This window comes from Pseudocolwellia antarctica (genome assembly GCF_049933045.1).
Taxonomy (GTDB): Bacteria; Pseudomonadota; Gammaproteobacteria; order Enterobacterales; family Alteromonadaceae; genus Pseudocolwellia.
Window position 1 is genome coordinate 247,724 of sequence record NZ_CP187926.1, and the last position, 23,448, is coordinate 271,171.

General features: G+C 39.4%; 13 protein-coding genes, 1 tRNA gene and 3 rRNA genes. 14 read left to right on the forward strand and 3 right to left on the reverse strand.

Annotated elements, in window-relative coordinates; all coding sequences use genetic code 11:
• Nucleotides 1-54 precede the first annotated feature (54 nt).
• From ampE to ACPUVN_RS01150, 8 genes are all read left to right on the forward strand, one after another.
• Nucleotides 55-999: a beta-lactamase regulator AmpE gene (ampE, locus tag ACPUVN_RS01115; protein WP_426369796.1), complete on the forward strand. Its 945-nt coding sequence runs from the start codon at nucleotides 55-57 to the stop codon at nucleotides 997-999.
• 366 nt (nucleotides 1,000-1,365) lie between these two features.
• Entirely contained in the window at nucleotides 1,366-2,139 is a 774-nt protein-coding gene (pdhR, locus tag ACPUVN_RS01120; protein ID WP_426369797.1) for a pyruvate dehydrogenase complex transcriptional repressor PdhR, read from the forward strand.
• Nucleotides 2,140-2,278: 139 nt separating this feature from the next.
• Complete coding sequence (gene aceE, locus ACPUVN_RS01125) at nucleotides 2,279-4,963, forward strand: pyruvate dehydrogenase (acetyl-transferring), homodimeric type (protein ID WP_426369798.1); 2,685 nt, start codon at nucleotides 2,279-2,281, stop codon at nucleotides 4,961-4,963.
• Nucleotides 4,964-4,989: 26 nt separating this feature from the next.
• Entirely contained in the window at nucleotides 4,990-6,984 is a 1,995-nt protein-coding gene (aceF, locus tag ACPUVN_RS01130) for a pyruvate dehydrogenase complex dihydrolipoyllysine-residue acetyltransferase (protein WP_426369799.1), read from the forward strand.
• Between the two features lie 232 nt (nucleotides 6,985-7,216).
• Complete coding sequence (gene lpdA, locus ACPUVN_RS01135) at nucleotides 7,217-8,647, forward strand: dihydrolipoyl dehydrogenase (RefSeq protein WP_426358407.1); 1,431 nt, start codon at nucleotides 7,217-7,219, stop codon at nucleotides 8,645-8,647.
• A gap of 70 nt (nucleotides 8,648-8,717) precedes the next feature.
• The gene (locus ACPUVN_RS01140; protein WP_426369800.1) at nucleotides 8,718-9,473 is read left to right on the forward strand and encodes a hypothetical protein; all 756 of its coding nucleotides are present in this window, start codon (nucleotides 8,718-8,720) and stop codon (nucleotides 9,471-9,473) included.
• A gap of 9 nt (nucleotides 9,474-9,482) precedes the next feature.
• On the forward strand, nucleotides 9,483-9,926 hold the full coding sequence (tnpA, locus tag ACPUVN_RS01145; protein WP_426358294.1) for an IS200/IS605 family transposase: 444 nt from the start codon (nucleotides 9,483-9,485) through the stop codon (nucleotides 9,924-9,926).
• 45 nt (nucleotides 9,927-9,971) lie between these two features.
• Nucleotides 9,972-10,142, forward strand: a complete 171-nt coding sequence (locus tag ACPUVN_RS01150; protein WP_426369801.1) for a hypothetical protein — start codon at nucleotides 9,972-9,974, stop codon at nucleotides 10,140-10,142.
• A gap of 417 nt (nucleotides 10,143-10,559) precedes the next feature.
• Here the strand turns inward: ACPUVN_RS01150 and ACPUVN_RS01155 are convergent, their stop codons facing one another.
• Both ACPUVN_RS01155 and ACPUVN_RS01160 read right to left on the reverse strand, forming a co-directional pair.
• Nucleotides 10,560-11,108, reverse strand: a complete 549-nt coding sequence (locus ACPUVN_RS01155; RefSeq protein ID WP_426358404.1) for a PEP-CTERM sorting domain-containing protein — start codon at nucleotides 11,106-11,108, stop codon at nucleotides 10,560-10,562.
• 105 nt (nucleotides 11,109-11,213) lie between these two features.
• Nucleotides 11,214-14,357 (reverse strand): S8 family serine peptidase, encoded by a 3,144-nt coding sequence (locus tag ACPUVN_RS01160; protein ID WP_426369802.1) that lies wholly within the window; start codon nucleotides 14,355-14,357, stop codon nucleotides 11,214-11,216.
• A gap of 801 nt (nucleotides 14,358-15,158) precedes the next feature.
• Here ACPUVN_RS01160 and ACPUVN_RS01165 point away from each other — a divergent pair.
• The 4 genes from ACPUVN_RS01165 to rrf all read left to right on the forward strand — a co-directional run bounded on the left by ACPUVN_RS01165 (nucleotide 15,159) and on the right by rrf (nucleotide 20,670).
• Nucleotides 15,159-16,705: ribosomal RNA gene (locus ACPUVN_RS01165) — 16S ribosomal RNA — on the forward strand.
• 112 nt (nucleotides 16,706-16,817) lie between these two features.
• A tRNA-Ala gene (locus ACPUVN_RS01170) sits at nucleotides 16,818-16,893 on the forward strand.
• A 408-nt stretch (nucleotides 16,894-17,301) separates the two neighbouring features.
• Nucleotides 17,302-20,197: ribosomal RNA gene (locus tag ACPUVN_RS01175) — 23S ribosomal RNA — on the forward strand.
• 358 nt (nucleotides 20,198-20,555) lie between these two features.
• Nucleotides 20,556-20,670: ribosomal RNA gene (gene rrf, locus ACPUVN_RS01180) — 5S ribosomal RNA — on the forward strand.
• Together the 16S, 23S and 5S rRNA genes with 1 tRNA gene alongside form the textbook arrangement of a ribosomal RNA operon.
• A 736-nt stretch (nucleotides 20,671-21,406) precedes the next feature.
• Here rrf and ACPUVN_RS01185 read toward each other — a convergent pair.
• The gene (locus tag ACPUVN_RS01185; protein ID WP_426358402.1) at nucleotides 21,407-21,802 is read right to left on the reverse strand and encodes an ExbD/TolR family protein; all 396 of its coding nucleotides are present in this window, start codon (nucleotides 21,800-21,802) and stop codon (nucleotides 21,407-21,409) included.
• 171 nt (nucleotides 21,803-21,973) lie between these two features.
• On the opposite strand from ACPUVN_RS01185, the gene ylqF reads away from it, so the two are divergent.
• Both ylqF and ACPUVN_RS01195 read left to right on the forward strand, forming a co-directional pair.
• Entirely contained in the window at nucleotides 21,974-22,906 is a 933-nt protein-coding gene (gene ylqF, locus ACPUVN_RS01190; protein ID WP_426369803.1) for a ribosome biogenesis GTPase YlqF, read from the forward strand.
• Between the two features lie 10 nt (nucleotides 22,907-22,916).
• The gene (locus ACPUVN_RS01195; RefSeq protein WP_426358400.1) at nucleotides 22,917-23,339 is read left to right on the forward strand and encodes an HIT domain-containing protein; all 423 of its coding nucleotides are present in this window, start codon (nucleotides 22,917-22,919) and stop codon (nucleotides 23,337-23,339) included.
• Nucleotides 23,340-23,448: the final 109 nt, after the last annotated feature.

Consider the following 23,448-nt stretch of genomic DNA (forward strand, 5'->3'; position numbering starts at 1 on the left):
GCTAAGTATTAATTTTTCACTAATTCTTCATTTATTATAGTAAGGCTAAGTTATATGAGTTTGATCAGTTTACTAATTGCGTTGTTGTCGGAACGTTATTTAACAAATAAATTATGGCATTTTAATACTTATTATAAAAAATATAGTCAGTTAGTTTTAAAAGACGATGCTACGGGTTCAAACATCAAATCTACCATTATGATGGTGCTTGTCTTATTACTACCCACTTTAGTTTGTTATTTACTGCTTGAGCAATTAGGTAATAGTTTTTTATATTTAGTTGCTTCAACTGTTATTTTGATTATCTGTTTTGGCTGTTCACAAACACGCGATACCTATAAACGATATTTAGTTGCCGCTTTTAAAGGCGAAACAACAACGTGTGATTTAATTCATAAAGAATTTTTACAAAACAAACAATTACCACAAATGGGATTTGGTCAAGCTTTAGTGTGGTTAAACTACCGTTATTTTATTGCTGTTATGTTGTTCTTTGTGATTTTTGGTGCGCCAGGTGCTGTATTTTATCGTTTGCTAACCAGTCTAAATGAACGTTGCGTAACGCAAAGCAAAACACAAAATAACACCCAACAAACTACACAAGATATTAATAGCGAAGTTACACAGGATAATGAACCAGACATTACTCTAGAGGCTGATACTAAATCAGAAAACACGCACGTAGATGAAGAGTCTAATGTATGTATTTCTAGCAAAATACTCTTTGTAGCTGATTGGATACCAGTAAGAGTTATCGCTTTAGGTTATATGCTTGTTGGTCATTTCTCAAAAGCTGTTCCTGTGTGGCTAGCTAACGTATTTGATTTAAATATGCCATCTTATGAAGTGTTAATTTCTGTAGCGCAAAAATCTGAAGATATTATGATTGAAACTGAAGATTGTTCTGCAGAACCTTGCTCTTTAGTTAGATTAGCTAAAAGAACGTTATTATTATGTTTAGCGTTTATTTCTATTTTAATTCTTACCGGGGTTCTTTAAGCCTAATTAAATTTTGCTAGCTTAATATGAATAGAGCTTTTGTAGTTTTATTACATGCATGAGGATTATTTAGCCAATAAACATTAGATGATTTTTTTAATAGATTATCTAATGTTCTTTTAGTAAATGTGTTTCAAATGATTATAATTAAAGGTTTTTATTTTGTTTTTAACGGTCGTTAACGATGAATTTAAACACTTGTTTTAAGCTTTGACTCTAAAGTTTTCCTTGGAAAATGTTGTAAATTAAACTATGTTACGTATACAAAACCACTAAGTTTTGTTATTTTTACACCAAAATATCAATGGTAAGACCAATTTACCAAGGTTTTTTAAAGTCTGTTAGGTCGTAGAGGTAGTAAGCAAAATGTCGTATAGCGGTTTAATAAAAACAGTAAAGCAACCTAAGTTGTCTGATGTAATTCAAGAGCAGTTGGAAACAATGATACTTGAAGGTAGCTTACAGGCAGGTGAAAAATTATTACCTGAGCGTGAACTTGCTAAACAATTTGAAGTATCGCGTCCATCATTAAGAGAAGCGATACAAAAGCTAGAAGCAAAAAAACTAGTAGTACGTAAGCAAGGTGGCGGAACCTTTGTTAGCCAAAGTATACTAAGTGGGTTGTCAGATCCACTTTTTGAGTTAATGGCGCAAAGTAATGAGTCGCAATTTGATTTATTAGAATTTAGGCATGGCATAGAAGGTATGGCTTCATACTATGCTGCAATGCGTGGTACAGCAGCTGATTTTAATGAGATTCAAAATAAACACGATAACATTGGTAACGCACAGCTAGAGAACGACTATAAGTTAGAAGCTAACGCGGTTTATGATTTTTATTTGGCAATATGTGCAGCTTCGCATAATGCGATTATTTTACATTTATCGCGCAGTATGAAAGCTTTGTTAGTAGATAATATAGAAAAGAATTTAACAATGATGGCTAAACGGCCTGATATTTTCTCTCAAAATACTGATTACCGAAAGAATTTATTAGAAGCTATAGTTAGCGGTAAACCTCAGAGAGCTTGGGGTGCTAGCCATAGTCATTTAGCCTTTATTGAAGAAGTTTTGTTGAAGCTTACACAGGAAAATAGTCGTGTAGAGCGTTCAATGAGACGGATGCAACGTAAAACATAGGCTTATAGTCTATACATTATTATTAAAGGTTAACTTCCTTTAATTGTTTAAGTAATTTTTAAGTAAATTTAACTATTTAACTTTAATCCCAAAGCCACATTATAAAGTGGCTTTAATAACATTTGGAGACTAAGTAATTATGTCTGAGCTCCCGAAAATTGATATTGATTCTTTAGAAACGCAAGAATGGTTAGAATCAATGGAGTCTGTATTAGAAAATGAAGGGCCTGAGCGCGCTCATTATCTATTGGAAAAATTAATCGATAGTGCACGTCGTAGCGGTACACATTTACCGTTTGATGCTAAAACAGCATACGTAAACACTATTCCTCCTGGGCAAGAACCACATATGCCTGCAGACCAAACTCTTGAATCGCGCATTCGTGCTGCAATTCGTTGGAATGCTTTAGTACTTGTATTACGTGCTTCAAAGAAAGATTTAGACTTAGGTGGTCACATTGGTAGTTTCGCTTCTTCAGCGACACTTTACGATGTAGGTTTTAACCACTTTTTCAAAGCAGCTTCAGAGAAAGACGGCGGCGATTTCATTTTCGCACAAGGTCATATTTCTCCAGGTATTTACGGTCGCGCATTTTTAGAAGGTCGTTTAACTGAGAAGCAAATGAATAACTTCCGTCAAGAGTGTGATGGCGAAGGTTTATCGTCATACCCGCATCCTCATTTGATGAAAGATTTCTGGCAGTTTCCTACAGTTTCTATGGGCTTAGGTCCATTACAAGCTATCTATACTGCTCGTTTCTTAAAATATCTTACAGACCGTGGAATTAAAGATTGTTCAGGTCAACGCGTATATTGTTACTTAGGTGACGGTGAAACTGATGAGCCTGAATCATTAGGTGCTATTGGTTTAGCTTCACGTGAAGGTTTAGACAACTTATGTTTTGTTGTTAACTGTAACTTACAGCGTTTAGATGGACCAGTACGTGGTAACGGAAAAATCATTCAAGAACTTGAAGGTACATTCCGTGGCGCAGGTTGGGAAGTTGTTAAAGTTATTTGGGGTTCATACTGGGATGCATTAATCGCCCGTGATACGTCAGGTAAACTTTTACAACTTATGGAAGAAACGGTTGATGGTGAATACCAAAACTGTAAAGCGAAAGGTGGTAAATACACGCGCGAAAACTTCTTCAATAAATATCCTGAAACAGCTGCATTAGTGGCTAATATGTCTGATGAAGACATTTACCGCTTAAACCGTGGTGGACATGATCCGGTTAAAGTTTACGCTGCTTACAAAAAGGCAATGGAAACTAAAGGTCGTCCTACCGTTATCCTTGCTAAAACAGTTAAAGGTTTTGGTTTAGGTGCATCAGGCGAAGCGCAAAACGTTGCACATAACGTGAAGAAAATGGACGTTGAATCTATCAAGAAGTATCGTGATCGTTTCAATATGCCTATCGCTGATGATCAAATTGAAGATTTACCTTTCTACAAATTCCCAGAAGATAGCCCTGAATACTTATACATGAAAGCTCGTCGTGAAGCCTTAGGTGGTTCATTACCTGCACGTCGTGAACAAGCTGAAGAACAATTAGAAATGCCTGCATTGAAAATATTCGATGCTATTTTGAAAGGTTCTGGTGAACGTGAAGTTTCATCAACCATGACGTTTGTTCGTGTATTAAATGCAGTTTTAAAAGATAAGAAAATTGGTAAGCGCGTTGTGCCAATTATACCTGATGAAGCTCGTACATTTGGTATGGAAGGCTTATTCCGTCAAGTAGGTATTTACGCAAGTGAAGGACAAAAATACGTTCCTCAAGATGCTGACCAAGTTGCTTACTACCGTGAAGACAAGAAAGGTCAAGTATTACAAGAAGGTATCAACGAATTAGGTGCAATGGCATCTTGGGTTGCTTCTGGTACGTCTTACTCTACTTGTAACGCGACAACTATCCCGTTTTACATCTACTACTCAATGTTTGGTTTCCAACGTGTTGGTGATTTAGCATGGGCAGCTGGCGATAGCCAAGCACGTGGTTTCTTATTAGGTGCTACTGCTGGTCGTACAACCCTTAACGGTGAAGGTTTACAACATCAAGATGGACATTCACATGTTCAAGCTAACTTGATCCCGAACTGTGTAACTTACGATCCAACGTACGGTTACGAAGTTGCTGTTATTGTTCAAGACGGTTTACGTCGCATGTACGGTGAGAACGAGAATGTTTTCTACTACATGACATTAATGAATGAAAACTATAAGCATCCAGCAATGCCTGAAGGCGCTGAGGGTGATCAAGTTGCTAAAGATATCATTAAAGGTATTTATAAGCTTGAACGTGTTGAAGCTAAAAAAGCTAAAGCAAATGTTCAATTAATGGGTTCAGGTACTATCTTAAATGAAGTACGTAAAGCGGCTCAAATTCTTTCGAAAGATTACAACGTTTCAAGTGACGTTTACTCAGTAACTTCATTCAACGAGTTAGCTCGTGAAGGTCAAGAAGTTACACGTTGGAATATGCTTAACCCTGAAGCGGCACAAAAGTCTGCTCATATCGCTAGTGTAATCACTAAAGAAGCGGGTCCAGCAATTGCTGCAACTGATTATGTTAAATCATACTCAGATCAAGTTCGTGCATTTATTGACACTGACTACCGTTGTTTAGGTACTGATGGTTTCGGTCGTAGTGATAGCCGTGCTAACTTACGTACGCATTTCGAAGTTAATGCTAGCTACATTGTTGTTGCTTCATTATTCGAATTAGCAAGCCGTGGCGAAGTAGAAAGAAGTGTTGTAACTGAAGCGATTAAACGCTTTAACATTGACACAGATAAACTTAACCCACTTTACGCGTAATAGTGACTAGAGAAGGAATCAAATAAATGTCTGATATTCAAAAAATTCTAGTCCCTGATGTTGGCGGCGAAGAAGTTGAGATTATTGAAATTTGTGTTGCTGTTGGCGATACACTAGAAGCTGATGAAGGTATTGTGACTGTTGAAACTGATAAAGCTTCAATGGATATTCCAGCACCTTTTGCTGGAATACTATCGAGTCTTTCAGTATCTGTTGGCGACAAAATTAAAGAAGGCGACGTAATCGGTGAATTAAAAGCGTCAGGTGCAGAGGCTTCGGCTGAAGCTCCTGTAGCTGAAGCACCAGCGGCACCTGTAGCAGAAACGCCTGCTGCTGTTGCACCGTCGGCTCCTACAGCTCCTGTTAATAACGCTGTAGAGAGTGGCGCAAGTGAGATAATTGACATTGCCGTACCTGATATAGGTGAAGATGGCGAAGTTGACGTTATTGACGTACTTGTTGCTGTTGGCGATGTAATTGAAGCTGAAGATGGCTTAATTACATTAGAAACAGATAAAGCAACAATGGATGTACCGTCTACTCATGCTGGAACCGTCAAAGAGGTTTTTATCTCAAATGGCGATAAAGTTAAAGAAGGTACGCTTGTTATTAAATTAGAAACTGCTGGCGGAGCTGTTGTTACTGAAACAGCACCGGCTGCAGAAGCAACTCCTGTTGCACAGGCTCCAGTAGCTCAAGCTGCTGCTCCTGTTGCCACTGAAAGTGCAATTATTGATATTCTTGTTCCTGATATTGGTGAAGACGGCGAAGTTGATATTATTGACGTACTTGTTGCTGTTGGTGACGAAATTAATGAAGAAGACGGCTTAATTACGCTAGAAACAGATAAAGCTACTATGGACGTACCATCAACTCATGCTGGTACAGTTAAAGAAGTTTTAGTGTCAACTGGTGGTAAAGTTAAGCAAGGTACTTTAGTTATTAAGCTTGAAACAAGTAGTGGTGCTCCTATTGCTCCAGTACCTGTTGAAACACCTGCAGTTATTTCTGCACCTGTTACAGCACCAGCAACTAAAGCTAAAGCTGCTCCAGTTCCACATCACCCTCAAGCGGGTACTCATAAAGCGGTAGGCGTTATTTACACTTCTCCTTCTATCCGTAGAGTTGCACGTGAGTTTGGTGTTGATTTAACCTTAGTTAAAGGTACTGGTCGTAAAGGTCGTATTTTGAAAGAAGATGTTCAATCATATGTTAAATATGAATTGTCACGTCCGAAAGCTAATGCGGGTAGTTCAGTTTCAAAAGGTGAAGGCGGATTACAAGTTGTAAGTGCTAAAGCTATCGATTTCTCTAAATTTGGTGAGATTGAAACAAAAGCTTTAACACGTATACAAAAAATATCTGGTCCATTTTTACATCGCAACTGGGTAACAATTCCACACGTTACTCAATTTGATGAAGCTGATATTACAAACGTTGAAGCATTTCGTAAGGAACAAAATGTTGTATGTGAAAAGCAAAAACTTGGTTTTAAAATTACACCACTAGTATTTGTTTTAAAGGCAGCAGCAGACGCTTTACGTGCATATCCAACATTCAACTCTAGCTTAAGTGAAGATGGCGAAAGCTTGATCCTTAAGAAATATATCCATATTGGTGTTGCAGTAGATACACCAAACGGACTTGTTGTTCCTGTTGTACGTGATGTAGACAAAAAAGGTATTTACGAATTATCTCGTGAGCTTTTAGAAATCAGCATTAAAGCACGTGATGGTAAACTTAAAGCTGCAGATATGCAGGGCGGTTGTTTTACTATTTCTAGTTTAGGCGGCATTGGTGGTACAGCATTTACACCAATCGTTAACGCACCTGAGGTTGCTATTTTAGGTGTATCTAAATCTGAAATGAAACCTAAGTGGAATGGTAAAGACTTTGATGCTCGCTTAATGTTGCCACTATCAATGTCTTACGATCATCGTGTAATTGATGGCGCACTTGCAGCACGTTTTACTGTGCATTTAGCTGGTGTGATGTCAGACATTAGAAAGCTTGTTTTATAAAATAAATATTTTATAGGTAGCAAGTATCTTAATGAATAAGTCGGTAAGTTAATGGTTCAGTATCATATACTGAAAGTTTTTATCTTTACCGACATTATCTTTCAGAAAAGATAGAGATTTTGGCAGAGTTTAAGTAGACTTCCTGTCAGAATTATAAAAATAAATTCTTTGTTGTGTTTATTAAACTTATTTAAACAACGCAATAAATATTCATACAAAATTTGAGGTTAGCATGAGCAACGAAATTAAAACTCAAGTAGTAGTTTTAGGCGCAGGCCCTGGTGGTTATTCAGCAGCATTCCGCGCTGCAGATTTAGGTTTAGATGTAGTATTAGTTGAAAGTCGTGAAACACTTGGCGGTGTTTGTTTAAATGTTGGTTGTATTCCATCAAAAGCATTATTACACGTAGCTAAAGTAATTGATGATGCTGCTGCAATGGCATCTCACGGTGTTACATTCGGTAAGCCTGAAATTGATTTAGATAAGATCCGTGGCTGGAAAGAAAGTGTAATCGGTCAATTAACTGGTGGTTTAGGCGGAATGGCTAAAGCACGTAAAGTTACAACTGTTTACGGTTACGGTAAATTCACTAGCGATAAAACAATCGCTGTTGAAGGTAAAGACGGCACAACAACTATTACCTTTGATAATGCAATTATTGCTGCAGGTTCTTCAGTAGTTGATTTACCATTTATACCAACAGAAGATCCACGTGTTATCGATTCAACTGGCGCTCTAGAACTTCAAGACGTACCAGAAGAAATGTTAGTTCTTGGTGGTGGTATTATCGGTTTAGAAATGGGTACAGTATATAAAGCGTTAGGTTCTAACGTTTCAGTAGTTGAATTTGCTGACCAACTTGTACCTGCTGCTGATAAAGACATTGTTAAAGTTTACACTAACTATAACAAAGAAAAATTCAACATTATGTTGTCTACTAAAGTTGTTGCAGTTGATGCGAAAGACGATGGTTTATACGTAACATTTGAAGGTAAGAACGCTCCTGAAGGTCAGGTTCGTTACGACAAAATTTTAGTTGCTGTTGGGCGTAAGCCAAATGGTAACTTAGTAGACGCAGATAAAGCAGGCGTTAATGTTGATGAACGTGGTTTCATTAACGTGACTAACGAATTACGTACAAACGTAAATCACATCTTCGCTATTGGCGACGTAGTTGGTCAACCTATGCTTGCTCATAAAGCTGTTCATGAAGCTCATTGTGCTGCTGAAGTTATCTCAGGTAAGAAACATACATTCGAACCTCGTTGTATTCCTTCAATCGCTTATACTGATCCAGAAATGGCTTGGGTTGGCGTTACAGAACGTGAAGCTAAAGAACAAGGCTTAAACATTGAAGTTGCTAACTTCCCTTGGGCTGCTTCTGGACGTGCTATTGCTTCTGCACGTACTGAAGGTAAAACTAAGATGATCTTTGAGAAAGAAACTGGTCGTGTTCTTGGTGGTGCTATTGTTGGTATCAATGCTGGCGAAATGCTTGGTGAAGTTTGTTTAGCGGTTGAAATGGGCGCTGATGCTGAAGATATTGGTTTAACTATTCATGCTCACCCAACGTTAAATGAATCAATTGGTTTAGCTGCAGAAATTTTTGAAGGTTCAATCACTGACTTACCAAATGCTAAAGCAGTTAAAAAGAAAAAATAATAACTGATTATTTTCGGTATTATAAAACCAGCTTCGGCTGGTTTTTTTGTACAAGAATTAAAGGATTAATATGCCTAAATTAGGTCATTCAATTTCTATCGCTTTTATATTGAGTATGCTTTTATTAGGTTGTAGTAGTACACCTAAAACAGAGCAAGATAAATACAAAGAAATAGCAGACTCGTTTGCTCATAAAAGTCTTAAAACATTGTCAAAAAACACCATAAATCCCAGTTTATCCTTATATAACAAAGTTAAATCTGACGATGATCCTGAAATCAATCCTGCATATGTACATGCTTTAGCTTCTATTAGCTTTGCTCTTGTGGGTAACTCTAGATGGGCACTAGCTGAAGAAAATTTAGCTATTGATTCAGCAGATGAACCAGAAAGTAAGTATGTTAGCTATTCTGTTCTATCTATGGCTTTACATAATAAAGGCTTGATGCAGCTCGGTGATGATTATTCTTTAAAGGCTAAGTTGCTTGAAGACGATAATTTAATAGATCATAAATATAATAAAAATAAAGTTATTCTATCTACTATTTTAGGGCTTAATGCAGTCAAAAATGGGGATGGAAAATCTGCAGAGTTGCTTTTTCAAAGTGTGGCTGAAAGAAGGGGAGTAGAGTGGCTACCAATTGTTGCTCACGGAACTGCAATGATTGTAGAAAACCCGTCCGTTTTCGTGATTAAAGATATTACTAAATTAATGACGCGTGATGATGTGTCATTGGAAGCGCGAAACAAATTAGCTCAATTGAGGGCTATCGCTAATGAGAATTTAAATCTCTTAGGGTTTTATTCCCCGCCGCTTGCGGCGTAAAATAGATGCATGAGCGAATTTATTCATAAAAGTCACAATGTGACAGTGTTGATTTACCATCTTGTCCTCCCTGCGAAGTATAGAAGGGCGGTTGTCGATGCTGGTGTTGATCGAGTTATTACTTTGACTTGTAGAGAAATAGAGAAACGTTACGAGATAAAGTTTTTAGAAATAGGTTCAGATGAAAACCACATACACTTTCTAGTTCAGTCTGTACCAATGTATAGCATCACTAAACTTGTAACGATAATCAAAAGTTTAACAGCAAGAGAAGTCTTCAAAAAATGCCCACATGTTAAAAAGCAATTATGGGGTGGTGAATTTTGGTCTGATGGGTATTTTGCCAGTACGGTTGGTAAGCATGGAGATGAAACAATGATCAGAAAATATGTGAAAAGCCAAGGTAATAACTACGAACAGTTACACAGTGATCATCAGTTAGCGATATTCTAAATAAAATACCCCGCTCACGAAGTGAGTTCTGCGTAGCAGAAGGGCTTGCCCCGGGGATGTTTACTTGATCCTGATAAAATGAAATCTAGTGCGGGTGATGTATTACAAAGGTGGACTTTGGATTCGATCAAATCGACAGGAACTACAGCAGGTGAAGTCATGCTTGATGTTGTTGCTAAAGTGGTAGAAAGTATATTAACGTTAGGGCATTTCTAAACAATATATCATTGTTTGCATAGCTAATATTTAATCATTGTTTGAACTGGTTAAGTTTTATTTTGAAATGTCGGTCGTTGTACTTATGATATGTTTGATGAAGAAAGATGATTATAATTTCATCTGATAAGTCAAATATTCATGGAAGTAAACTTTATCTTAATTGTAGTAAAAGCATTAATGAGGACTGGTCTAAATATAACTCAAATATGAGTAAAGGTGCAGATTATAATCCTTTATAAACCAATGTGTAGAGCTTCATTACAGAGCAATCAGATTTTCAACTTTTACTAGAGTCAGTTAAAAGAATAAAAGACGTATGTGATATTAATACACTTATTTATTAATAAAGCTGAGAAATAAAAAAGTCACTATAATTAGTGACTTTTTGTTTTTATAAACGAAATAAGTTATTTATTAATTTTTACGGCGCTTAGCAACTAAAAAGAATAAGCCTGTAAAAAATAATAGAAACATTGATGGTTCAGGAACTACGCTAGCTTGACCTAATGCTAACTCACCAAAAATAAAAACATTACCGCTAGAGTCAAATACATCAATAAAGTTGCCACCAGTAAAAGCTGTATCAGCTAAACCTTGAAAATTAAAGAACGATGAGCTGTCTTCGGTTACGTCAAATGTCAAAAATTCAATACCTGCACTTACATTAGTTAAATCGACAAATGCTTCAAATAATCCAAATAATGAAAAGTTACCAGCAGCATCAGTTTCAGTGATCATATCAAATCCGAATAATTCAAAGTTAACCCAAGTATTAATGTAGCCATCGCCATCGCCATCTTGAGTATCGACTGTGATTGAACCAATAGTTTCAAATAATACGTCTGTGCTTGATAAATCATCAAACAATATGTCTTGTGTAATTAAGTTTGCATTAGCTGAGCCAATTGTGAATAAAGATAGAGATATAGCTAATAGTGCGTTTTTTAAATATGTGTTTAACATAATAGACCTGTTATTTTATCTTACTTACTGTAAGAATTTATTGAGTTAAAAAGCCCTTTAAAGGTTTAAAGGTTTAAAGGGCTGTTAATTAAATGAATGCTTAAATTAATTGTTAATTTCTACAACGGTTGTTCCTTGAGAAACACCTGCGTCATCGTAGAATGTAATGCCACCCATAAAAGTACCTTCAGTAAGGCCTCTTGTCATAATCGTTACATTATTAAAGCGACCTTGTATAGCACGGCTACTAGAGATAACTCTTGATGTACTTTCTTTAGAATCAGCAATCCAAACAGGCATTGTATATTCAAGAGATTCAGCACCAGCTAGGTTATATCCGTGTACCCAAATAAGGTATACATCACCTATATCAACATTTGCTCTTGGCTCAGGATTCACTAATATTACATCTTCATTAGAAGCTGCATTTAAAGATTGTCCTACTTGTGTACAACTCCATTCATCACAACGATAAACATAAAGATCTAAATCTACATTACCAGCACCATCGCCAACTAAACCGTCAACCAATGAGAAACGAGCAACTTGAGTTCCTTCAGGTATATGGAATAAATGAGTAGCAAGACCAGCTTCATTAAAAGAGAATTCACTATCTGGATCTTGTGAAACAGTTTCAGTTGAACCGAACGGTGCTACAAAACCAGCAAAGTCAGTAGACGTTGCACCTGAATACAGCATTTTCACAGGGAAGGTTAAACGTCCTCTATTCAATTCGCCTGAAATGGTCTCAGGAACTTCAATAGAAACTTCCGGAACTACCTTTATTGCAATTGGACTACGTACGTTATGTCCATTGTTATCAGTTAAGGTTATAGAGCCGAATGCCCATTCATTAAATGCAGCAGCGTCATTACTAGTAAAGTTTAAAACATAACTAGCACTGCCTCCTGCTGTAACATTTAATAAACCATCTTGAGTTGCGTTACCGTTCTCATCAAACGTTGTTATTGTTACATCTACACCTTCTGGCGCAACAATCGTTGCGTTGTAAACACTATCCGATTCAGTAACGTTAGTAACAGTACGAGTAATTGACTCTGATCCAGATAGCTCAGCAATACCAATAGAGGCAATGTTTAACTGGCTTGGTTCAGTACTAAATCCAGAGTCACTCAACACATCACAGCTTGTTCCTAGGTTAGCCACATAAGTTTCATTACCTATGCCACATAAAAATGCAAGATAGTCATTATAGTTTGCACTATATACCAAACCAGGATCTAGAGCGCTAACAGGAGCTGCATGACCAGCACCAAAATCAAATGGGTCTGCTTGTGTTACGCCATCTTCTTTGGTTAAGTTTTGTCTCGCAGTCGTCATTAATGAAGACTTTATTTGAGCTGGTGTCCATTCAGGGTTTGATTCCTTGAAAAGAGCAGCTAAACCTGCAATATGAGGGCTAGACATTGATGTACCTTGCAAGTAAGCAAAAGTAGATCCACTTTCTCCAAACATTGGGGTATTAGTTGTTGCAGCTAATATTTTTACACCAGGGGCTGTAATATCTGGTTTAATAATATCGTAACTAGCTTGGTTAGGACCTCTTGATGAAAAATCGGCCATAACATTACCTATTTCAACATTATCTATAGCAGCATTCATATTTGAAAAGGTTACATTAGCTATTTCAATTTGAGAGCTTGCTATTAATGCCTGACCGTCATCGAATGAAATCATCGAACCAGGAATAGCAACTGCATCATCTGTTCCTCCCATAGCGAAAGGTGATGTAGCTTCATAAGTATATATAACAGCGGCAATTGCACCGGCTTCTTGTGCATTGATAAACTTCTGAGTGAAATCACATGATCCACGAGCGATTAAAGCTACGTTTCCTGCCAAGCTTGTTTGGCCAGCAATTGGGTTCGAACCATCATCAGCATCACATGCTTCAATAGAGTCAGAGACAACGATATTGCCCGACAATTCATTCGCTGCAGGAGCAAAACCTGCAGGTACAGAAACAATTGAAGAACCTGCAAACTCACCAGAATTAACAACTAATGCCTTACCAATAACTTTAGATATACCATCGTAGGTTGAAGCTGCTACTGATGTAACCCAAGGAGCTGGAGTTCCAACCGTTTCTGCATCAGGGCCACTATTACCAGCAGATACTGAAACAAACACACCCGCCTGAGTAGCACGTAACATCGCAGCTGCTGCAGGTTGAGTTAAATCTGTTAGGCTTCCACCAATTGAAAAGTTAATAACATCTACGCCATCAACTACTGCTTGATCAATTGCTGCCATACTATCACTAGGGAAACAACCCGCTTCATCGCCACCTGTAGGGTTTGTATAATCACTATTCCAACAAACTTTGTACATAGCAACACGAGCTCTAGGCGCTATACCACTAACTAAGCCAATTTCTTGTCCTTCTAATATAGCTTCTACATTAGCATTTCCGCCAGATGTACTCGCAGTATGAGAACCATGACCGTCAGCATCACGAGGAGATATAAACTCCCCTAAAGAAGTCTGTATATCGTAAACTGATTTAAATGACTCGTTAAAATACCGAGCGCCAATTAATTTATTATTACATTGAAAAGTATCAGCTTCAGCTTCTTCACCAGCATCACAAATACCATTCCAACCAATAGATTGAGGATCAGAATATGAACCATCATCAGCAAAACTTGGATGCTCAGGTGCAATACCTGTATCCAAAACACCAATAACAACACCTTCACCTTTAATATTTAGTGTGTGTTGTCCGGTACTACCCGTTAAGCCTAAAAACTCAGGCGTATTAGAAGTAGTAACCTTTTGTATTTCTTCTTTCCACACACCTGCAACATCAGGATTAGATTCAAGCATTGAGACTTGTTTTTGAGTTAACTTAGCGGAGAAACCATTAAATGTATGTTTAAACGAATGGATAATAGTAATAGAACCCATTTGATTAGCAAGTTCCTGCTGATGTTCTTCTATAGCTTTAGTATAGGCGATTAGAGCAGGTGTATTAGCGTTATAGTTATTACCTGCAATGCCGACAACTTGATTAGAGGGTAACAATTCGCCAATATCTTCTGCTTGAGAGATACCCGGCTTTTGTTTCATTTGTACTATATAGAGTGAAGACGAATTTTTTTTAACATGGCTTGACTTGGCTTCTTTAAATAATGATTTATCAGCTTTTACTTCAGCTGCATGAATATTATAGGTAGATGCCAAAGCTAAGGTGACAAGACTGCCAACAATTTTGCGTTTAAATTGCATTTAATTCCCTTTATTGATTAGTTTTTTTATAAGTTAATGTATTCAGATCGTTATATTCGAATACATCATGTTTACTTCGGAATTAATCATAGTCATAAATAAACAATGCGCAATGATAAAATTGACCATATGGTTGACTTTTTATAACGTATGAGTGGAAAAAAGTAACAGATTGATTATAAAAAAAACAAACAGACAGAAAAAACAAAATAAGTGAAAATAAAGCTTGCTTGGAATCAAAAGATCGTTAGAATGCGCTCCACTTCTTAAGGGGAACCAAGAGAAGGTAAGTATAGGAAATACTTAGTTCACTTAATATGGAAAGCCAAGTGAGAGTTTTGAACTGTTTAGTTAAGCTTAACTGATTAATTAGACATGAGATAACTTAGAATTTGATTTGAAATTAAATCAAAAAGAATTCAAAAAGTTGTTGACATCAAAACTGAGTTGCGTAGAATGCGCATCTCGCTTCAGGCAAGGCCTGCAGCAACAAGAGCTTAACGAATGCGATTAACCTCTTTATTCTCAATGAGAATATTTCTTTAACAATTAGTTATCATGCAATTTGTGTGAACACTCACATTAAGATTGATTTTACATAGTCGGCTTAACTTCACGGTATTTATACCGTAAATTAAGAAGACGTTAAAACAGCTTAATATGATGTCACACAAAAAAGTATAATTTGAATCTTCGGATTTGAATCATACGTTTTATGTAGTTACTTACTTATGTAGGTAACACGACAGAATTCATTGAGCAGTAACACATCGCTTGCGATGAGGTTACACAAACGATTTATAATTGAAGAGTTTGATCATGGCTCAGATTGAACGCTGGCGGCAGGCTTAACACATGCAAGTCGAGCGGTAACAGAGAATAGCTTGCTATTCTGCTGACGAGCGGCGGACGGGTGAGTAATGCTTGGGAATATGCCTTATGGTGGGGGACAACAGTTGGAAACGACTGCTAATACCGCATAACGTCTACGGACCAAAGGAGGGGATTCTTCGGAACCTTTCGCCATTTGATTAGCCCAAGTGAGATTAGCTAGTTGGTAAGGTAAAGGCTTACCAAGGCGACGATCTCTAGCTGGTTTGAGAGGATGATCAGCCACACTGGGACTGAGACACGGCCCAGACTCCTACGGGAGGCAGCAGTGGGGAATATTGCACAATGGGCGAAAGCCTGATGCAGCCATGCCGCGTGTGTGAAGAAGGCCTTCGGGTTGTAAAGCACTTTCAGCGAGGAGGAAAGGGTATAAGCTAATAACTTATATCTGTGACGTTACTCGCAGAAGAAGCACCGGCTAACTTCGTGCCAGCAGCCGCGGTAATACGAGGGGTGCAAGCGTTAATCGGAATTACTGGGCGTAAAGCGTGCGTAGGTGGTTTGTTAAGCAAGATGTGAAAGCCCCGGGCTCAACCTGGGAACTGCATTTTGAACTGGCAAACTAGAGTTTTGTAGAGGGTAGTGGAATTTCCAGTGTAGCGGTGAAATGCGTAGAGATTGGAAGGAACATCAGTGGCGAAGGCGGCTACCTGGACAGAGACTGACACTGAGGCACGAAAGCGTGGGGAGCAAACAGGATTAGATACCCTGGTAGTCCACGCCGTAAACGATGTCAACTAGCCGTCTGTAGACTTGATCTGTGGGTGGCGTAGCTAACGCGCTAAGTTGACCGCCTGGGGAGTACGGCCGCAAGGTTAAAACTCAAATGAATTGACGGGGGCCCGCACAAGCGGTGGAGCATGTGGTTTAATTCGATGCAACGCGAAGAACCTTACCATCCCTTGACATCCTACTAAGTTACTAGAGATAGTTTCGTGCCTTCGGGAAAGTAGTGACAGGTGCTGCATGGCTGTCGTCAGCTCGTGTTGTGAAATGTTGGGTTAAGTCCCGCAACGAGCGCAACCCCTATCCTTATTTGCTAGCGCGTAATGGCGAGAACTCTAAGGAGACTGCCGGTGATAAACCGGAGGAAGGTGGGGACGACGTCAAGTCATCATGGCCCTTACGGGATGGGCTACACACGTGCTACAATGGCAAGTACAGAGGGCAGCAATACCGCGAGGTGGAGCGAATCCCACAAAGCTTGTCGTAGTCCGGATTGGAGTCTGCAACTCGACTCCATGAAGTCGGAATCGCTAGTAATCGTAGATCAGAATGCTACGGTGAATACGTTCCCGGGCCTTGTACACACCGCCCGTCACACCATGGGAGTGGGTTGCAAAAGAAGTGGCTAGTTTAACCCTTCGGGGAGGACGGTCACCACTTTGTGATTCATGACTGGGGTGAAGTCGTAACAAGGTAACCCTAGGGGAACCTGGGGTTGGATCACCTCCTTATCTTGAAGTAAAACGTTTTAATGGAATTTACATGCAAATGTACTTTCTGAGTGTTCACACAAATTGCCTGATAACGAAATTGAAGAAGTGCACAGCTCTTATAGCAATATAAGGGGCTATAGCTCAGCTGGGAGAGCGCCTGCCTTGCACGCAGGAGGTCAGCAGTTCGATCCTGCTTAGCTCCACCACTTCTTCTTTAAAGAAAGAGACCAAATTTAACGTATCTCAACGTGTAAAATGAGATGGTTTAAATTTGGTTTTTTAAACCAAATTTTTCAGTCGAATGCGTACTGGAAATTGATTCTTTAACAATCTGGAAAGCTGATATAAATACCGGTATTTATATAGCACTCAACGGTGTCGCGCTGTTGTTTGTACGTTATAAATACCAAGCTGTTGTTACTTCTTTTATCGGGAAGTAATAATGGTGATTATGTTTCCTCCTCGGAAATGTAATCAACCCGATAAAACCGTAAGGTTTTATCAACTCTTATTCAAGACACACTTTGTGTGCGTGAAAATGTCAGACTTTACAATTGGGAAGGTTTTGTCACCTTCTTGTACTGAATATCTTTCGAGACTATTTAGGGTTGTATGGTTAAGTGACTAAGCGTATGTGGTGGATGCCTTGGCAGTTAGAGGCGATGAAGGACGTGTTAATCTGCGAAAAGCTCAGATAAGGTGATAAAAACCGTTATAGTCTGAGATGTCCGAATGGGGAAACCCACCCGTCGTAAGGCGGGTATCGTTAAGTGAATACATAGCTTAACGAGGCGAACCGGGAGAACTGAAACATCTAAGTACCCCGAGGAAAAGAAATCAACCGAGATTTCGTTAGTAGCGGCGAGCGAACGCGAATTAGCCCTTAAGTGGTTTGTAAGTTAGTGGAATCTACTGGAAAGTAGAGCGATACAGGGTGATAGCCCCGTACACGAAAATAAACTTACCATGAAATCGAGTAGGTCGGCACACGTGAAACGTTGACTGAACATGGGGGGACCATCCTCCAAGGCTAAATACTCCTAACTGACCGATAGTGAACCAGTACCGTGAGGGAAAGGCGAAAAGAACCCCTGTGAGGGGAGTGAAATAGAACCTGAAACCGCATACGTACAAGCAGTGAGAGCTAGATTTAGTCTAGTGATTGCGTACCTTTTGTATAATGGGTCAGCGACTTATATTTTGTAGCAAGGTTAACCGAATAGGGGAGCCGTAGCGAAAGCGAGTGTTAACTGCGCGTTTAGTTGCAAGGTATAGACCCGAAACCAGGCGATCTACCCATGGGCAGGTTGAAGGTTGAGTAACATCAACTGGAGGACCGAACACACGTATGTTGAAAAATGCGGTGATGACTTGTGGGTCGGAGTGAAAGGCTAATCAAGCCGGGAGATAGCTGGTTCTCCCCGAAATCTATTTAGGTAGAGCCTCGCACGAACACCATTGGGGGTAGAGCACTGTTAAGGCTAGGGGGTCATCCCGACTTACCAACCCTTTGCAAACTCCGAATACCAATGAGTGATATGCGGGAGACACACTACGGGTGCTAACGTCCGTTGTGAAGAGGGAAACAACCCAGACCGCCAGCTAAGGTCCCAAAGTACTAGTTAAGTGGGAAACGATGTGGAAAGGCATAGACAGCTAGGAGGTTGGCTTAGAAGCAGCCATCCTTTAAAGAAAGCGTAATAGCTCACTAGTCGAGTCGGTCTGCGCGGAAGATGTAACGGGGCTAAACTAGTCACCGAAGCTGCGGATTTGAACTTAGGTTCAAGTGGTAGGGGAGCGTTCTGTAAGCCGTTGAAGGTGTGTTGTAAAGCATGCTGGAGGTATCAGAAGTGCGAATGCTGACATGAGTAACGATAAGGGGAGTGAAAAACTCCCCCGCCGAAAGACCAAGGTTTCCTGTCCCATGTTAATCAGGGCAGGGTAAGTCGGCCCCTAAGGCGAGGCGGAAACGCGTAGTCGATGGGAAACAGATTAATATTTCTGTACTTCTATATATTGCGAAGGAGGGACGGAGTAGGCTAAACAAGCACGGCGTTGGTAGTCCGTGTGAAAGTAAGTAGGTGGTTGTCTTAGGTAAATCCGGGACTTCATTTAAACACTGAGATACGAGACGAGACTCTACGGAGTTGAAGTTGTTGATGCCATGCTTCCAGGAAAAGCTTCTAAGCTTCAGATATATAGGAACCGTACCCCAAACCGACACAGGTGGTTAGGTAGAGAATACTAAGGCGCTTGAGAGAACTCGGGTGAAGGAACTAGGCAAAATAGTACCGTAACTTCGGGAGAAGGTACGCTCTCTCGTGTGAAACCCTTGCGGTGTAAGCACAGGAGAGTCGAAGTAACCAGGTGGCTGGAACTGTTTATTAAAAACACAGCACTGTGCAAAATCGAAAGATGACGTATACGGTGTGACGCCTGCCCGGTGCCGGAAGGTTAATTGATTCGGTTAGTCCTCGGACGAAGCTGATGATCGAAGCCCCGGTAAACGGCGGCCGTAACTATAACGGTCCTAAGGTAGCGAAATTCCTTGTCGGGTAAGTTCCGACCTGCACGAATGGCGTAATCATGGCCACACTGTCTCCACCCGAGACTCAGTGAAATTGAAATTGCGGTTAAGATGCCGTATACCCGCGGCTAGACGGAAAGACCCCGTGAACCTTTACTATAGCTTGACAGTGAACATTGCTCCTACATGTGTAGGATAGGTGGGAGGCTTTGAAGATGTGTCGCCAGATACATTGGAGCCAACCTTGAAATACCACCCTTGTATGCGTGATGTTCTAACCTAGGGCCCTAATCGGGCTTGGGGACACTGTCTGGTGGGTAGTTTGACTGGGGCGGTCTCCTCCCAAAGAGTAACGGAGGAGCACGAAGGTTGGCTAAGTATGGTCGGACATCATACGGTTAGTGCAATGGCATAAGCCAGCTTAACTGCGAGACAGACACGTCGAGCAGGTACGAAAGTAGGTCATAGTGATCCGGTGGTTCTGTATGGAAGGGCCATCGCTCAACGGATAAAAGGTACTCCGGGGATAACAGGCTGATACCGCCCAAGAGTTCATATCGACGGCGGTGTTTGGCACCTCGATGTCGGCTCATCACATCCTGGGGCTGAAGTCGGTCCCAAGGGTATGGCTGTTCGCCATTTAAAGTGGTACGCGAGCTGGGTTTAGAACGTCGTGAGACAGTTCGGTCCCTATCTGCCGTGGGCGTTTGAGAATTGAAGAGGGCTGCTCCTAGTACGAGAGGACCGGAGTGGACGAACCGCTGGTGTTCGGGTTGTTATGCCAATAGCATTGCCCGGTAGCTACGTTCGGAACTGATAACCGCTGAAAGCATCTAAGCGGGAAACAGGCTTTGAGATGAGTTCTCACTGGAGCTTTAAGCTCCCTAAAGGGTCGTTGGAGACTACAACGTTGATAGGTCAGGTGTGTAAGGACTGCGAGGTCTTGAGCTAACTGATACTAATTGCCCGTGAGGCTTAACCATACAACACCTAAATAGTTTTGGCTATGAAGTGAATTGTATGAAGTTTGACAAAATTACCGAGAGGTAGGTGTAGGAATACACCATCGCGTATATAAAATGTGCGAATAAGAGATTAAAATGTATTTATATTGAACATTGTATAGGACGTCCATCGCTCCTTGCCATCCATGGCATTGCGATATTAGTACATCCTGTACGTCAGCTTTCTAAGATTTTAAATCTTGTTAATTATTTACGTAGGTAAATAACATAATGACAAAGCAGCAATAGAGCGAGAAGTGGAGTTGAGTTTACTCAATGAGCATCGCAGAGATTGCAGCAATGAAGTCAGTATGGCATTTAACAAGTACAATTTTTGTCTAGCGACAATAGCGACATGGCCCCACCTGATCCCATTCCGAACTCAGAAGTGAAACGTGTTAGCGCCGATGGTAGTGTGGGAGTTCCCATGTGAGAGTAGGACATTGCTAGGCTTCTATTTCAAAGAAAAGGCTATCCTAACGGATAGCCTTTTTTTGTGGGTAAAATAAAGTGGACCTAATGACTTGGTTGGTCATAAGTGATTATTGTTCTTCATGTATACATAAGCATATTCGTGTGCGTTAACAGGTCGCCGCTCCTGCACATCTCGACAACTGCTCCTGCGTTATTCTCATCCTTTATATCCATGTAAATCCTGTGCTCACGGCATTAGTGCATCTCGGTAATTACTCCTGCATTAGCCTAACTAGCTACATCCATGTAGGGACTACACGTCATTGCTAGGCTTCTAATTCAAAGAAAAGGCTATCCTAACGGATAGCCTTTTTTGTGGGTAAAATAAAGTGCAGCCAATGACTTGGTTGGTCATAAGTGATTATTGTTCTTCATGTATACATAAGCATATTCGTGCGCGTTAACAGGTCGCCGCTCTTGCACATCTCGATAACTGCTCCTGCGTTATTCTCATTCTTTACATCCATGTAAATCCAGCACCGACTGTATTAGTGCATCTAGGTAATTTCTCCTTCATTACCCTAACTAGATACATCCATATAGGAACTACACGCCATTGCTAGGCTTCTATTTCAAATAAAGTGCAGCCAATGACGTGGTTAGTTATCACTGATTGTTGTTCTTCGTTTATAAGTAAATATATTCTAGCGCATCGGTGGGACACTACTCCCGCTCATCTATGCTCTTATGGTATTAGTACTTCTTTGGACGTTATTATTTACCTATAGATATTGTTAAATGGTCGAAGGTTTTTATTTGATCAAGTACTTTAACAACATCGTTATGGGAAGTTTCATAACTAGGTATTACCACAGCACTTTGTGTTTGGCTTTTGGCTAGAAAACTTTCTATACGTGCAGGTAACCTTTCTATGTCGACAAGTTTTCCGTTAAATGTGATGAGTCCTGTTTCACTTATTTTAACTAATATTATAGGGTCATTATTTTGGGGGGACTTACTTGCTTCAGGTCTATTGACTAATATGCCTTCTTCTTTAACAAATGAGGTTGTGACGATAAAAAATATAAGCATTATGAACACAATATCTAGCATAGGAGTCATATCTACTTCGCTTTCTTCTATTTGATGTTTATTATTTCTTTTACTCATAATAGATCCCTTCTTATATTTGTACTATAAATATAGTACGAAGGATGTCGTAAGTCTATAGTTTGATTTATAGCCAACTGATTTTGTGATGTGATAACTCTAAAAGTAATGCTGTATTGCGTGAATTTTGTTAAAATATAAATAATTATACTTCACGAAAATTTAATAAAAATGGCTATTAATTGGTTTCCTGGGCATATGCATAAAGCTCAAAGAGAAATAAAAGACATCCTTCCTCAGATTGATGTAGTGATTGAGGTATGTGATGCACGTTTACCTTTCAGTAGTGAAAATCCTATGATCACTGAAATAAGAGGTGATAAGCCATTAATCAAAATATTAAATAAATCAGATCTTGCTGATCCTGTTAAAACTCAAATGTGGTTAGATTATTTAGAAGACCAACAGAATGTAAAAGCTATTGCGTTAACTACGGATAACCCAAGTATTGCTAAAACATTACCTGCTTTGATCCGTAAATTAGCGCCAAATAAAGATGAAACGGGTAAGCAAATTAACGCTGTTATTATGGGTATCCCTAATGTAGGTAAATCTACATTATTAAATACCTTAGTGGGTAAAGCTAAGGCTAAAGTAGGGAATGAACCTGCTGTAACAAAAGGTCAGCAAAGAATTAAACTTGAAGAAGGTTTATATCTTTATGATACGCCAGGTATGTTGTGGCCTAAAATTGTAAACGAAAATAGCGGTTACCGTTTAGCGATTACTAGTGCAGTAAAAGATACGGCATTTGATCATGATGATATTGCTTGTTTTGCCGCAGACTATTTACTTCTCGAATACCCTGAACGATTAAAAGACCGTTATAAGCTTGATACTTTACCAACAACCGAGATTGAAGTCTTAGAAGATATTGGCCGTGTTAGAGGTTGTGTTAAAAGCGGTGGACGTGTAGATCTTCATAAAGCATCTGCAATTTTAATTAATGAAATACGTGATAAAACACTCGGTGCCATAACTTTTGAAACACCTGAAATGGTTGAAAAAGAAATTATCCATTTTGATAAAGTAGAGTCAGATAAAGTGGCTGCGCGTGAAGCTAAGAAATTAGCACGTGGTCGTGGACGTAAAAATAAAAGATAGGACTATTCTTATGAGTAATGAATTTCAACTGCATGATATGTTGGTAAAGGATTGTATTGAAGTCTTTGAACTTCCATTATGTAAAGTTCTTTTAATGAACGACAGTCAATATCCGTGGTTTATTTTAGTACCTAAAGTGAACGATGTTTTAGATTTGTATCAGCTTGATTGGGAACAACAGGTACAGTTTTTAAATGAATCGAGTTTACTCAGTGAAATACTCATAGAGTTATTTAAAGGCACTAAGCTCAACGTAGCGGCATTAGGAAACATGTGTCCACAGTTACATGTTCATCATATTGTTAGATTCAAAAACGATATTGCATGGCCAAAGCCTGTATGGGGAGAATTTCCTGCAATCCCTTACGATCATAAGCATTTAGATAAAATAATATCTGATGTAAAAGCAGCGCTTGATAAAGTAACAAGTTAGTCTACTTGTAGGTATTTGATACCATGGCTCTTTATACTCTCGTGAATGCTAGGTTATGATTAGTTAGTATGTTTATGAAGTTTGTTAGTAAGGCTGTAAAACTAGGAAT

Bases quoted from the DNA above. Each gene is read 5' to 3' on its own strand.
- ampE (WP_426369796.1), top strand. From the start codon at position 55: ATGAGTTTGATCAGTTTACTAATTGCGTTGTTGTCGGAACGTTATTTA.
- pdhR (WP_426369797.1), top strand. From the start codon at position 1,366: ATGTCGTATAGCGGTTTAATAAAAACAGTAAAGCAACCTAAGTTGTCT.
- aceE (WP_426369798.1), top strand. From the start codon at position 2,279: ATGTCTGAGCTCCCGAAAATTGATATTGATTCTTTAGAAACGCAAGAA.
- aceF (WP_426369799.1), top strand. From the start codon at position 4,990: ATGTCTGATATTCAAAAAATTCTAGTCCCTGATGTTGGCGGCGAAGAA.
- lpdA (WP_426358407.1), top strand. From the start codon at position 7,217: ATGAGCAACGAAATTAAAACTCAAGTAGTAGTTTTAGGCGCAGGCCCT.
- ACPUVN_RS01140 (WP_426369800.1), top strand. From the start codon at position 8,718: ATGCCTAAATTAGGTCATTCAATTTCTATCGCTTTTATATTGAGTATG.
- tnpA (WP_426358294.1), top strand. From the start codon at position 9,483: ATGAGCGAATTTATTCATAAAAGTCACAATGTGACAGTGTTGATTTAC.
- ACPUVN_RS01155 (WP_426358404.1), bottom strand. From the start codon at position 11,108: ATGTTAAACACATATTTAAAAAACGCACTATTAGCTATATCTCTATCT.
- ACPUVN_RS01160 (WP_426369802.1), bottom strand. From the start codon at position 14,357: ATGCAATTTAAACGCAAAATTGTTGGCAGTCTTGTCACCTTAGCTTTG.
- ACPUVN_RS01185 (WP_426358402.1), bottom strand. From the start codon at position 21,802: ATGAGTAAAAGAAATAATAAACATCAAATAGAAGAAAGCGAAGTAGAT.
- ylqF (WP_426369803.1), top strand. From the start codon at position 21,974: ATGGCTATTAATTGGTTTCCTGGGCATATGCATAAAGCTCAAAGAGAA.
- ACPUVN_RS01195 (WP_426358400.1), top strand. From the start codon at position 22,917: ATGAGTAATGAATTTCAACTGCATGATATGTTGGTAAAGGATTGTATT.